Annotated in this window: 14 protein-coding genes and 1 pseudogene; 5 read left to right on the forward strand and 10 right to left on the reverse strand. The window is 51.8% G+C overall.

Features of this window, described 5'->3' with window-relative positions; all coding sequences use genetic code 11:
- Positions 1 to 17: 17 nt before the first annotated feature.
- Entirely contained in the window at positions 18 to 491 is a 474-nt protein-coding gene (locus B0H98_RS12640) for a L,D-transpeptidase family protein (RefSeq protein ID WP_106375425.1), read from the reverse strand.
- Between the two features lie 408 nt (positions 492 to 899).
- Between B0H98_RS12640 and B0H98_RS12650 the strand changes: the two genes are divergently transcribed.
- On the forward strand, positions 900 to 2,300 hold the full coding sequence (locus B0H98_RS12650; protein ID WP_208623616.1) for a mechanosensitive ion channel family protein: 1,401 nt from the start codon (positions 900 to 902) through the stop codon (positions 2,298 to 2,300).
- 110 nt (positions 2,301 to 2,410) lie between these two features.
- Positions 2,411 to 2,911: a type VI secretion system-associated protein TagO gene (locus tag B0H98_RS12655; RefSeq protein ID WP_106375427.1), complete on the forward strand. Its 501-nt coding sequence runs from the start codon at positions 2,411 to 2,413 to the stop codon at positions 2,909 to 2,911.
- 15 nt (positions 2,912 to 2,926) lie between these two features.
- Here B0H98_RS12655 and sugE read toward each other — a convergent pair whose 3' ends face one another.
- On the reverse strand, positions 2,927 to 3,244 hold the full coding sequence (gene sugE / locus B0H98_RS12660) for a quaternary ammonium compound efflux SMR transporter SugE (RefSeq protein ID WP_106375428.1): 318 nt from the start codon (positions 3,242 to 3,244) through the stop codon (positions 2,927 to 2,929).
- 207 nt (positions 3,245 to 3,451) lie between these two features.
- Between sugE and B0H98_RS12665 the strand changes: the two genes are divergently transcribed.
- Positions 3,452 to 4,648: a DEAD/DEAH box helicase gene (locus B0H98_RS12665; protein WP_106375429.1), complete on the forward strand. Its 1,197-nt coding sequence runs from the start codon at positions 3,452 to 3,454 to the stop codon at positions 4,646 to 4,648.
- Positions 4,649 to 4,774: 126 nt separating this feature from the next.
- On the opposite strand, the gene rho is transcribed toward B0H98_RS12665, so the two are convergent.
- The 4 genes and pseudogenes from rho to B0H98_RS12685 form a co-directional block, all read right to left on the reverse strand.
- Positions 4,775 to 5,728, reverse strand: a complete 954-nt coding sequence (gene rho / locus B0H98_RS12670; protein ID WP_106375430.1) for a transcription termination factor Rho — start codon at positions 5,726 to 5,728, stop codon at positions 4,775 to 4,777.
- A gap of 367 nt (positions 5,729 to 6,095) precedes the next feature.
- The gene (locus B0H98_RS12675; protein ID WP_106375431.1) at positions 6,096 to 7,964 is read right to left on the reverse strand and encodes a hypothetical protein; all 1,869 of its coding nucleotides are present in this window, start codon (positions 7,962 to 7,964) and stop codon (positions 6,096 to 6,098) included.
- Positions 7,965 to 8,050: 86 nt separating this feature from the next.
- Positions 8,051 to 8,318: pseudogene (locus B0H98_RS12680) on the reverse strand (transcription termination factor Rho); the annotation flags it as partial.
- An 86-nt stretch (positions 8,319 to 8,404) separates the two neighbouring features.
- Entirely contained in the window at positions 8,405 to 8,803 is a 399-nt protein-coding gene (locus B0H98_RS12685) for a GFA family protein (RefSeq protein ID WP_106375432.1), read from the reverse strand.
- 147 nt (positions 8,804 to 8,950) lie between these two features.
- Between B0H98_RS12685 and B0H98_RS12690 the strand changes: the two genes are divergently transcribed.
- Positions 8,951 to 9,223, forward strand: a complete 273-nt coding sequence (locus B0H98_RS12690; RefSeq protein WP_106375433.1) for a type II toxin-antitoxin system Phd/YefM family antitoxin — start codon at positions 8,951 to 8,953, stop codon at positions 9,221 to 9,223.
- 28 nt (positions 9,224 to 9,251) lie between these two features.
- Positions 9,252 to 9,476 (forward strand): Txe/YoeB family addiction module toxin, encoded by a 225-nt coding sequence (locus tag B0H98_RS12695; protein ID WP_244183129.1) that lies wholly within the window; start codon positions 9,252 to 9,254, stop codon positions 9,474 to 9,476.
- A 72-nt stretch (positions 9,477 to 9,548) separates the two neighbouring features.
- Here the strand turns inward: B0H98_RS12695 and B0H98_RS12700 are convergent, their stop codons facing one another.
- The 4 genes from B0H98_RS12700 to B0H98_RS12715 all read right to left on the reverse strand — a co-directional run bounded on the left by B0H98_RS12700 (position 9,549) and on the right by B0H98_RS12715 (position 12,935).
- Positions 9,549 to 10,487, reverse strand: coding sequence for a DUF2971 domain-containing protein (locus tag B0H98_RS12700; RefSeq protein ID WP_167392679.1), 939 nt, complete (start codon positions 10,485 to 10,487; stop codon positions 9,549 to 9,551).
- Between the two features lie 88 nt (positions 10,488 to 10,575).
- On the reverse strand, positions 10,576 to 11,409 hold the full coding sequence (locus B0H98_RS12705; protein WP_106375436.1) for a pPIWI-associating nuclease domain-containing protein: 834 nt from the start codon (positions 11,407 to 11,409) through the stop codon (positions 10,576 to 10,578).
- A 479-nt stretch (positions 11,410 to 11,888) separates the two neighbouring features.
- Positions 11,889 to 12,329 carry a YtoQ family protein gene (locus B0H98_RS12710; RefSeq protein WP_106375437.1) on the reverse strand — a complete coding sequence of 147 codons (441 nt, stop codon included), beginning with the start codon at positions 12,327 to 12,329 and terminating at the stop codon, positions 11,889 to 11,891.
- A gap of 99 nt (positions 12,330 to 12,428) precedes the next feature.
- The gene (locus B0H98_RS12715) at positions 12,429 to 12,935 is read right to left on the reverse strand and encodes a hypothetical protein (RefSeq protein ID WP_106375438.1); all 507 of its coding nucleotides are present in this window, start codon (positions 12,933 to 12,935) and stop codon (positions 12,429 to 12,431) included.
- Positions 12,936 to 12,939 lie beyond the last annotated feature (4 nt).

Below are 12,939 nucleotides of genomic sequence, written 5' to 3' on the forward strand. Positions count from 1 at the left end.
CGCGAATAAATAGCGAGTCACCACGCAATGTGAATAGGCGTTCCCACCTTGACCAGCTCCATGAACTCGTCCATTTCCGAGTTGGTAAGTGCAATGCAGCCGTTGGTCCAGTTAAAGCGTTGGGTAATGGGTCCCAGCCAGCCTAACCAGTTAAATTGGCCATGTACCATGATAAAACCACCGGGTGAAACGCCGAGGCTTTCCGCATGAGCCGTATCTGCTTCGTTGGGATAACTCACGTGCATGGAGCGATAAGCCACGGAATCCTCTTTTTTATAATCGAGGATGTACTGGCCTTCGGGCGTTCGCTGATCGCCCTCCTGAACCTTGTGCCCCTGCGGGCTTCCGCCCAGTGCGACGTGAAATTCTCTAACCACTTCATCTCCGTCCAGGAGATACATCCGGTTGTCTGATTTATCTACTTTTACCAGATCAACATCCGCCAGCGCCGGGGTCGCAAGGAAGATCAGCAGCCATGCTATTTTGTTCATTAGTTAAGCCAAACGTTAAGGATTACCCAGTCTAATGGATGGGCTTGAGTTGGCTCTACTATTAAAACGCCATGTATAGCCGTAGCGCATCCTGATGCTGTATTCCGTTCTCAAGAATCGGTTCAGGATAATTATCCAGAAAATGATTTTTCACTACTCGATCAACCCTGAACCCGTGGCGCTGATAATAGGCAAGAAGACGCCGATACGAAAAACCCACTAGACTGAAATTGGCACTGAGCTACTGGGCTGCGCTACTGGATAGCCGGGCCTGACAAGCCATTTTCATCACATCGTCAGCGTATCAGTCAACCGACAAGGATGGTCATGACCGCTTCTTTACCCCTTTCAAGTGCACGCAAAGCACTCCAAATACTGGTCCCTCTGCTTTTGCTGCTGAGCATGCTTGTGAGTGGATCGGTTGACGCCGCTGAGCAGAGTGCGCCGGGCGCCAACGCGGCCCCTGCCACCAACCCAGGCGAAGGCCCTGAAAACTCACAGATCGAAACTACCCCTTCACCGCAAAAGGATGAAGAGATTCGCCAGCGCATCAGCGGCATCTTCTCCGAGATCGACGGGTTGGGAGCGGTCGAGGTCAGCGTTATCCAGGGAGTGGTGACACTGGCCGGTGAAACCGCCAACGACAGAAAGGCCCAGCAGGCCGTCGGCCTGGCCAATCGCTTGACCGACGTGGTGACGGTGAGCGATCACATCGAGCGGACCCTCGATGTTCAGGATAATGTCACGACCGCCTACCAGGGTTTGCGGGCGCGCGGCCAGAGCCTGCTCAGGGCGCTTCCGCTGTTGCTGGTAGGGTTTGTGATATTCGGGCTGGTTGCCTGGTTCGGGGCCTGGCTCTCCAATCGCAAACGCTTGTGGCAGCGGCTCACGCCCAACTCCTTCGTGGCGGAGCTTCTGGCCCAGACCATCAAGGTCGTGTTCATCGTGCTCGGGCTGATCATGGCCTTGAGTCTGATAGGCGCCGAAACCGTTATCGGCACCCTGCTGGGTGGCGCCGGGGTGATCGGCATCGCCATCGGCTTTGCGGTCAAGGACACCATCGAAAACTACATCGCGTCTCTGATGCTCAGCATCCGCCAGCCGTTTCAGGCGCGGGATCACGTGGTCATCAACGACCGCGAAGGCATCGTGGTGCGCCTGACCTCGCGGGCCACTATTCTAATGACCCTGGAAGGCAACCAGCTGCGCATTCCCAACGCTGATGTGTTCAAGGGCATCATCCTCAACTACACCCAGAACCCGGAGCGCCGCTTCGCCTTCGAGCTGGGGGTGGATGCCAACGACGATCCGCTGGCCGCCATCAAGGTAGCCATCGACGCCCTTCAAGCTCTGGGGTTCGTGCTGAGCGAACCCAAGGCCGTGGGCGTCATCAAGAACGTGGGCGATTCCAACATCGTGCTGGAGTTTTTTGGCTGGGTCGATCAGTCCACCACCGACTTCGGCAAGGCGCGCAGCATCGCCATTCGTGAAACCAAACATGCCCTGGAACACCATGGCTTCAGCCTGCCGGAGCCGATCTACCGCTTGAGCTTTACCCCGGCGCTGGAGCGCGCATTGATACAACGCCAGTTCGCTCACCCTCAGCCGAACGATACGCAATCCGGCAAGACTGCCACGACAAACGAAAAACGTGACGCCATAGCGCGCGCCCAGCAGGTACTCGAAGGCGAGCGCGATGGCGTATTTGACGCCCGTCCGGACGAAAAGCTGATGAAAAAAGTGGAGCAGGAGATCGCTCAAAGCAGCGACGGCACGGACTTGTTGAGCAAGCATTCTCCGCGTGAGTAGGCGTTTCAATGCGCTACCGCCCCTTACCTGAGATGTAATACTCTTTAGTAGCCAGGTGCGGGCAGTAGACTCGAGTACGCACCGAACGCAAAACACTCAGAGGATCAAGAATGAAGACCAACCAGACGCGGCTTCTGGCCATACTCACCCTGCTACCCACCATGGCCCTGGCTCAGGGCGCCCCTACCGGCTCGCAGTGGCAAACCGAAGAGCACCACGACGAGGAGCTGGATTTACACTTCGTCGTACTCGAGACTCACGCCGTGGGGCTCGCTGTGCCGACAGTCGTGTTTCGTTGCTTCGAAGACACGACCGTTGCCTACTTCGACCTGTTCGATCAGGACGAAAGCAATACCTACGAGTACGAAGCCATTACAGTGGCGCTTGATGACGCCGCCCCCCAAACGATCGACATGCAGCCGATCGATGACGGCCATGCGCTGGGCTTCTGGCAAGACGACGAGGCCATTCCGTTCATTCAAGGCCTGTTCGGCGCGCAAACGCTACGCCTGAACGCCACCCCAGTCGACGGTACGCCCATCGAGCTTGAGTTCAACATCGAAGGTATCGAGGAAAGGGTAAAATCGGTGCGGGAGACCTGCGGCTGGTAGTAGCTGGCTCGCACATCACGCGTGGGAAAGCTTGAGCCCAACCAACCCCGCAACGATCAGCGTTAAACTCATCAATTTGAGTACGCCCACGGATTCGCCAAACAGCACGATGCCTAAAATGGCCGTTCCCACGGCGCCGATCCCTACCCATATCGCGTAAGCGGTACCCACGGGCAGGGTTTTCAGCGCCAGGCCCAGCAACAGAAAACTCGCCACCAGCGAAAAAATCGTCCAGGCGGTCGGCCAGAGTTTCGTGAAGCCCTGCGAGTACTTGAGCCCAATGGCCCAGCCGATTTCCAGAAGACCCGCGACAAACAAGATAAACCAGCTCATTTATTCCTCTTGGCCTATTGCTTAATCAATTCCCGGCTACTCGATTATCTCATAATGGCGCACGGCGTTGTGGCCCCTCCACTTGGGATTTAGAGCGGACCAGCAAGGGCAGGCGCCAAGCACACGCAACGCGGTAAATCAGCGGAGCTACAAGCACTGCGTTATACTGCGGCATATTTTCATTTCGACACACCGTCAGAGCTTCCCATGCCCTTTGCAAAACTCGGCTTATCCAGTCCTCTGGTTCAAGCGATTACCGAACTCGGCTACACAACGCCCACGCCCATCCAGGAACAAGCGATTCCTGTCATTCTCTCGGGCAAGGACCTGGTCGCCACCGCCCAGACCGGCACGGGCAAAACCGCGGCCTTTGTTCTGCCGCTGCTCGAACGCTTCAGCACGGCGGGCGAGCTGCGCGGCAAACGCATTCGCGCGCTGATTCTGGTGCCGACCCGGGAGCTGGCCGTTCAGGTCGAGGCAAGTGTGGCGCAATACGCCAGGCATTTGCCCCTGACCTCCATGGCCGCGTACGGGGGCGTGGATACCGCGCCGCAAAAAGAGCGCCTGATCGAAGGGGTCGATATTCTCGTCGCCACGCCAGGCAGGCTGCTGGATCTCGCGCATCAGCGGGCGGTGCATTTCGATGAACTCGAAGCCATGGTGCTGGACGAAGCGGACCGAATGGTCGACATGGGCTTTGTCGATGACATTCACAAGATCCTCGTGCGCCTGCCAGAAAAGCGTCAGAACCTGCTGTTCACGGCCACCATGACCAACGAGGTTCGAGCGCTGGCCTCTGACTTTTCCAACAGCAAGAAGACCGAGCTGGCAGCGGACATCTCCATTACCCCAAACGTGCGTGCTGCTGCCAGCATCAAGCAGTGGCTCATCACGGTCGATAAGGACACCAAGTCGGCGCTGTTGAGCCACTTGATTACCGATAACGCGTGGGATCAGGCGCTGATTTTCGTCGAGAAAAAACACAGCGCGGCCAAGCTGGTGGCCCAGCTCGAAAAGCGCGGCATCAAGGCGGACTCCATCCACGGCGGCCGAAGCCAGGCGATGCGCGAAACGGTGTTGGGTCAGTTCAAATCTGGTGAACTCAAGTATCTGGTCGCCACCGGAGTGGCCGCGCGGGGTCTGGATATTGGCGAGCTGAGCCGCGTGGTGAACTACGATTTACCCTTTCCGGCAGAAGAGTACATCCACCGTATTGGCCGAACCGGCCGTGCGGGGGCCACGGGTGAAGCCATCTCCCTGGTCGATATCAGCGACTTCAAGAACCTGTGCGCCATTGAAAAGCGGCTGAACAGTCTCATCGAGCGCAGGGAAGTTGAAGGCTTCCCGGTCAAGAAAGCGGTGCCCGTTTCACACCTGAACCACGGTAAAAAAGCCAAGCGCTAGCACGACGCCAGAAGCTCACGCCTTGAACGAATCCAAGGGTGAGCTTCGCGACGACCGCTTTTGCGATCAGGCCCCAGCACAGCCGCCCAGGAGTAAACGCTGAGCCATCAACGTTTACTCCAATCTTCAAGCGGGTGAGAACACGTCCAGCAGCTCGGCATTGGTCGGGTATTTCTGCAATAGCTCATAAAGCTTCTGCGCGCCTTCGACGGGTTTGAGCTGGGTCAAAGCGCGCCGCAGTGTGCGTACTTTTTCGATATCCTTGGCATCGATCAAAAGCTCTTCCCGGCGGGTGCTGCTCCTGGCGATATCGATGGCCGGGAAGATCCGCTGATTGGCCACGTCGCGTGACAGCACGATCTCCATATTGCCCGTGCCCTTGAACTCCTCGAAGATCACCTGATCCATACGGCTGCCCGTCTCCACCAGCACGGTGGCCAGAATGGTCAGCGACCCACCGTTTTCGATCTTTCGCGCCGCACCAAACAGCTTGCGCGGTATCTCCATCGCCCGGCTATCCAGCCCGCCGGACATGGTACGGCCATTGCCCCGCTGCTCGGCATTATGAACGCGCGAAAGCCGCGTTAATGAGTCGATCACGATCATGACATCGTGCCCTTCACCCGCCTGCCTACACGCCGCTGCCAAGAGCTTATCGGCCATTTGCACATGGTGGGCGTAGCTTTCGTCTGAGGACGACGCGTGAACCTCTGCCGACACGCTGCGCTTGAAGTCCGTCACTTCTTCCGGGCGCTCATCGATCAGCAAGGCATACAGTTTGATATCCGGGTGCGCCTCGGCCACGGCCTGGCAGATGTGTTTCAACAGCGTCGTCTTGCCGGAGCCTGGGGGTGCCACAATCAACCCACGCTGGCCCATCCCGATGGGCGTGATCAAATCCATCGCCCGCACGCTGCGCTCGGTGGACCCGGCTTCCAGCCCAATGTGTGGGCACGGATGAATCGCAACGCCATTTAGAAAGCGTTTTTCGGGGGTATCCAAAACTGGATCGTCTGCTTTATCCGCGGGCCTGGTGTCTACCGGACGTTTTACCTTCAAGCTGAGTGTTTTACGCGTCATGGGATTCGATGGATCGCCTTGGGTAAGCTGGGTTAGTGGAGTAATGGCTGAGTTTTAAAAATAATATTAGGCGCGTAGTCACCCTATTTCAGCTATTGCCGGTGAACCAAGGTAGCTCCTTAGTAATCTTGAACTACGATACCTTGCTGCCAACGCCCACATGGGGGTCTTGCCACAGATCAAAGCTATTGATATGGAGTGCTTAGAATAAGCTCGTAGATCTCTGGTTCTCACTAAACCCCATGAGTAAGCACTCCTTTTTACAACGCAGATGCTTGCCCTAATCAAAGCTCGATAGTCATTAGCTGTTCGTACATCGACATATCTATCTAAATGGATATTTCATTATCATCGGATGATTTAAACGCTATTCTGACAAAGGGGAATCTCTAAGCTCGACGTCTACTGCATAATCTACATAGCGGGTCTCGCCACGATACCACAGCTCAATACTTTCCGGCCTGCCGTAGAAATAAAACGCATGTATAGGCTCGCGGTCTTCACGACTAATTTCAATTACGCTCCCCACTTGTTTGAGATAGCGTTGGGCTGAGTCCATAGCAAAAAAGTAATTCAAATTTGAGGTACGAAATTTCTCTCTATTGAGCATTTCCTCGGGTGTAAATACTTCATAATCGACCGTTAGTCTATTTCCGTCCAAGCGAATACCTTCGGGTAACTCATCCAGACTGTAATGCCGCTTTATGATATTCGGCGCGGTCAGAATAGGCAGCGTGGCCGTTACTCGTGCTGGCCATACCGAGAAGTACTGTGGGTTGTAAACAAGACCGTGTTCCGTGAAGGCAAATACGTTATCCCCATCGGGCATCTCGATAGGCCCTCCCTTATCATTATAAAACTGCACACTTTGCGCCGCCGCATCTGACGAGTAGTCATACCGCTCATCCGGACTCACGAAAAGCTGACTTTGTACCTCGGGGTAGTTCAGGTAAACCGACTCAGCGTAATCCACGTCCGGGCGTTCGAGGTCAAAGGTGCTATAGCCTATCAAGATCTGTTGCTGCATTTCTTCAGCCGAAAGGTCTGTACGCGCTTGGGTCCAATGGTGAAAAACAGGCCCCTCCAGCACCGCATCGGAAAGCATTGTCATGTCGCTGTCACCCACCGGCCTAGAGTAAACAGGAATCTCAAGCGAGCGTGAAGTCGTGCTATCCTGCGCTGCCTGAGGTAACAAGGTAACTCTGGCTTTTTCAATCGAACCATTAAAAGCGAACGCTTTATGTAGCGTCGTGCCTTCGGCGACCGATAAGCACTCATTCAGGGCGCGAATCTCGGCTGTAATATCGGTCAGCTCCACTGTGCCCTGAACCGCCCGCTCAATCGTGTCGTCCAGCCATGCTGCTTTCTGGGAAAAGTAATCGGCGTTTAGGTGTGTTTCCGAACGCATGTAAATATGCCTACCGCCAACCGCTATCGCCTCACCCACGATATCGATATCGCGTAATGGCAGTGCCTGGTTCTCGGGCACTTGAATCTCTACATCATAGGTAAACTCGGTAAATCGGCGTGGCGTGATAGCGTAGCCACGATGTTCCAGTGTCTTGCCAACATCCGAGGCGTCGAATTCAAATTCAATGAAATCTTCAGGCATGGTGGCTTGAGACTCGGCCAGTAGGGTTGCCGGTTTAGGGTCGTCCAAGCTGCGTTCATCAAGGAACTGGAATTCTTCGTTGTAGTATTGAAACTCGGTATTACTTCTTAGCCCCCTAGCCAATTCCGGCAAGGGCTTCATTTCTCCGTTATCCATCACCACGTCGGTATAACGCATATGTATATCAAAAGGAAATGAGAAGGGAGGCGTCACCCAGAAACGCTGTGCTTCAGGGACAAACTGCCAAGCGACGATATTGGCCAGGTAAGCATCCAGAAAAGCCTGCAAATTGGCATAATCGCCCACCTGTGGAAAGCGTTGATCGATATACGAAAGACGATAAGCCTGATCATCAAAAAGCAGGTTTTCATGCATATCACGGTACAGAATAAGCATGTCATTGTTCAGCCGGCGGGACAACAGCGAGTCTTCGATATTCTGGATTTTTTCTTGCCACTGGTCCCGCGTGTTTTTTAGCTGCGATAATGCATCGCTGCGCTGCTCTTCAGTCAATATTTCTCTACCGACATAGGGGCTCTCCTGCGAAGGTAACTGCCCAAATGCAGTTGTCGACCCCACAGCAAGCACACCTAAAAATGTTAAACTCCAAACTTTCATTTTCATGCTTCCGATCATCATGTGTTTTTATCGCATAGATGGTATGTAATATGCGATGCAGCTTACTAACAAATCGGACCCACGGCCTAATGTATATGCTTAAGCTGCGTCGTTTTTGCCGCAGCCCAGGTATGCGAGGACTAGCCCACGCTGACCCATGCCGATGGGCGTGATCAAGTCCATGGCGCGCATGCTGCGCTCGGTGCAACCGGCTTCCAGCCCAATGCGTGGACACGGATGAATCGCAACGCCATTTAGAAAGCGTTTTTCGGGATCATCAAGGAATTGATCCTCAACGACGCCGGCGGGTTTGGCCTCTTGCTGCCGTTTGACCTTCAAGCCTAGTGTTTTTCTCGTCATAAGATCGATGGAGCGCCTTGGGTAAGCTGGGTGCATAGAGTAATGGCTGGGCTTGGAAAATGATATTAAGCCCGAGCAACACTGCTTCAGCCATTTTCAGTGAACTGGGGCAAATCATCGGCAATCTCGAACCACGGCGCCTTGTCACCCACGAACACATGGCGATTTGGGCGCACACCGGGATCAACGTCGAGAGTGCCAAGGGGAAGCGCGTAAATCTCCGGCTTTTCCATGAACCGGGTATGAATGCTGGAGCCACAGGTCGAGCAGAACACCTTGAACTCCCCCGTCGACGACTCATAGGTTTTGAGCAGCTCTTCCCCACTGACGATTCGCCAGTCACTAGCCTGTACCTTGGCACAGGTTCGAAACGCGGCCGCGTGGAGTTTGCGGCACATGGAACAGTGGCAGTGGTAAACGTCGGTAAGGGGGCCGGTTATTTCGTATTGGACGCCGCCGCAGAGGCAGCTGCCTGATAGGGTCATTTTTAAACTCGTTGTTTTATAATGCTGCTAGCCTGCGCGGCTACGGAATGGAAACGAAGCTGCAATTTGGTAGACGTAGCCATCACTGGTCTTGTTAGGGCTATTGCGATACAGTTGTACGGAGTTTCCGTACGTAATGGTGGAATTATGGATATCATCAGTGTAAACAAATTTAGAGACAACCTGAAAAGCCTTGTAGAGCAGGTGGTTAACAACCATGAACCCCTCAAGGTGACACGCCGCGCCGGAGAGGCTTTCGTCATCATGAGTGCTGAAGACTGGGAAAGAGAACAGGAAACCCTGCAGGTGCTCCAGAACCGAGACCTGATGCAGCAGATTGCGACCTCTCTCGAGACTCACAGCCGTGGCCAAGGATACACACCCAATGATGAGCAGATGAATGAGATCACTGGTATTTGAGGGCAGCACTTGGGAAGCCTATGAAACGATGCGAGAGAAAGACAAGAAGCTGCACAAAGCGCTGTGCAAATTGCTGAAAGAAATGCTCCGCTCCGACGACCCATCCACTGGAATAGGCAAACCTGAACCGCTGAAACACAACTTATCAGGCCTATGGTCACGGCGTATCTCACAGAAAGACAGGCTCATATACCGTTTCGACGACACCTCCATATACGTTTTTGCGATTGGGGGGCATTACGATCAGTCCTAAAGTCCGCAGCAACCGCGGATTTGTAATGGAGCCGAAGGCGAAAAGAAAAAGCCGTCGGATTGCCTGCGATTGTTAGGACTTTCCACTCCAGATATCCTCCATGCCTTTTATATGCCGCTCTAGAATGTCGGCGTGATCCAGAAATCGATACACATTATTCTCTGTGGCACTTTCAGCGTGAGCGTCTGTGATTGCGCACCAAGAGCACAATTTACTATTTTTCCTTACTTCAGGAATAGGCTCCAAGCACTGCTTACACGCTGACTTAGCACTAACGATATCGCTACCATCAAATATATGAGGGGAATTATCTCCAGAAACCAGATACTTTTCAGGATAACTCTTCCCAATCTTAGAGGTATAAAATCCGCAGCCGATATAGTCAGAATATCTCCGACCTTTTTCTATAGACTCATCAGTCGCCTTAGCTCCCGCGATAATTGATTTAACACAGCTTGTCGGAAGAAAAGCAATCATATTTCCATCTACATTTTCAATACTGTCTATAGAAAAAACAACACGTCGCTCTTTTTCATAGCTCCAAGAAGATTGTTTTGTAAAATACGCTGAATGAAGAACTGCTTTATGAAGAAAAAAAGTATGTCTCGGCTTACATGTAACGAATGCACGCGCCAGTAAACCTTCTAAATCTTTATTGGCCGAGTCCGTGTACTCAACATCATCGACCGATGCCTCTGAGCAGTAATCAATGAGCATTTTTTCGTCGATTTCTATTACGAAGCCTCTGGACGCATGACCATAGTGTGCCCACATAGGAACAACCACGGGTGATCTTGAGAAACAAGACGTGGGATACTGAGGTAGTTGCCCGAGTGAATCTCTATAGAATGCTAGTAGTTGTGTATCAACATTTGTGTCTACGCTTAGAAAAAGCTCGTATGGATCATTGTATTCTTCAGGCTTTGAACACTTGAATCCAATAAAGCCTTGACGGACTAGTGATGCGTCAAGAATTCGCGGCTCCATATATTTATAGAGATTCTTATTCATCTGCATAAATCCTAACGCCTCGGTAAATAGCGAGCGATAGCGAGTCCGCTGGAGCGCAGTGGAACGCATTTCACCGCTTTGTTAAGTTCTATTCGTACCATGATGATGTATCCACATCCAACTTTTCAGACTCGATTGTAAATTCCTCTGGATTCTCAACATGAGATTTCATTCTCAAAGTAAAAGGGTAACATTCACTAATTTCACATAAGTCATTTTTTGGCCCGTATTCCTGTGTGACGTGTACATTTCCTTGAGCTGTAACATAAATAAACTGATCATCTATCCCGGTACACTCGATCTCATACACTTCGGTGTACTCGATGTAGACATGATTTGCTAGAATAGACAGGCTATCAGGTATTGCACTTACAGCCGTTGAAACAACCGCATTTCTTATCTTTTCTTCAAGGGCATTAACAACTATCCTTTCAAGATCCTCCAATTGATTTAGAGAGTCTTTCGCTATTCTAATAATTACCTTAGCGTCCTGAAAAAATGAACTTGGCGAAACATCAAAATACTTCTCTGTAATATGTGTGTACTTATTGAAGAATTTAAATTCATCAAGGAACTCAGAAATGCATTCATTAAGATGCTCAAGAACTGCATTACCAAGATAAGCATCTGATATATTTGATTGTGCGCAATATTTTAGCTGCTGTCTTCTTGTAACTTCATATTTATCACTCTCGCGCTCATACCAAGTAGCCCTTTTTACTTTCTTAGGTGGAGCTTTTCTTTGTATTACATGAAGCACCAGCTCTCTCATCGAGAACGCGAAGTTGTGAAATCTCAGTGGATTACCATGTGACGCATAATTTCTTAAACTGGCTACAAACAGTCGGTTTTCAAAGTCTGACTCCAATAAAGATTGAAAACCTTGCATGAAATCCAGCGACAGTAACTTTTTGAGCTTCATGCTTCCCCTAAAACTTAACAGTGATTATCTATCCGACTGTATAACACCCTTAAACTCGTCGGCGCATTTATTGATGTTATGCAGCTCACGTACAAACCACAACGTATTGATTCGAATGTCGTTGACTAATTGTTAGGCAGCATATTCATTGTTAGGGTGCCCGCTCGTTTTGCTCATTTTTCCATCATACTCTATCCATGAATTTTCCTTCGGTCACGTGGTAATTTCATGACATTATTAAGCAATAGGTCTTAAGGCTGCGTGAAATTCGGGTAGGCGATGTTGCGGAAGAAAGGTCAGGGAATGAGCTTAAGCCAATTTTTATGAGGGGAAGTGAGCTCTTTAGCGGTATTGGGGCAGCTGGCGCTGCCCTTCGCGCGCTGAAGCGTGCTCCTACGACAGCTCTCTACGGCTATAGCTCATAGAGAGCGATGGTATTTACGGAACTCAGTAGGCCTGCAGGTGTTTCTCAGGCTTGCTTACGCTTTCAGCACGTACTTTAGCGTTTCCACGACCTGCTCGGTAGTCGTACACCAAGCCTGCGCCCCGGCATCCACTTCCTTCAGCGGATGAACAATATCTTCAGCGTGCAGCGTGATATACGGCTTGGCCAGCGCCGAGCAATAGCCCGCATCAAACGCGGCGTTCCACTGCTTGTACTTGTCGCCGAAGCGCACCACGACCAGGTCGGCCTGTTCGATCAGCGTGCGGGTGCGAATGGCGTTGACCTTGGAGGATTGGTGGTCGCGCCAGAAGCCGTTTTCCGGCACGCCCAGGTGGTCGCCGGCGGCGTCACTGGCGTCGTGGTCGGTGACCGGGGCGGTGAAGACGATATCCAGGCCCGCGGCTTCGGCGCCGCGCTGGATTTCGTCGCGCCAGTCGGTGTGGATCTCGCCGGAAAGGTAGACGTAAAAGCTCATGACGTACTCCCGATGGTTTGAGGAATAGAAAAATTGCTACGTTTTAGAAAAATTTAATTACGGCGATGCTGCGCTTTCTATAAGCCAATGAGAACCGAGCTAAATCGACTTATCGGCATGACGCCTTGCCGCGTCGACTCGTTCGATTAACTCTTCGTAAACACGATTCTCACGCCTTAGTTTTCTAAACGATATATCGCCGGTGTTCCAATTGGTTCTGGTCGGAAGAAAAGCTACTTCGCGGGTCGAGGAATTCTGAACGTCAGTGGCTCGCAATGTAAGGATCACCTTATCGGGAGACACCATGGACTCGTAATTGATGTTCATCACATCCTTCAAATAGACTTGCTGTCGCTCTTTTCCATACACAAACGTCAGGCTTTCGCCGTTATCGTACACACGGTTAGCGACACCCGCGTAAGCTTTTTTCCACGAAAAAACCATAAAAGCGATCATGCCAAAGGGAAACAATATGAATATTGTAAAGCCATCCAAATGGTACAAAAATGACGACGTTATGAAGCTGGCAACAATTAACCATATGGCGGGAAAAATCCAGCGACTAAAAACGGCTGAACGAGAAATAATACGCACATCTTGTTGCATCGGA

This window comes from Vreelandella songnenensis (assembly GCF_003002925.1).
GTDB lineage: Bacteria > Pseudomonadota > Gammaproteobacteria > Pseudomonadales > Halomonadaceae > Vreelandella > Vreelandella songnenensis.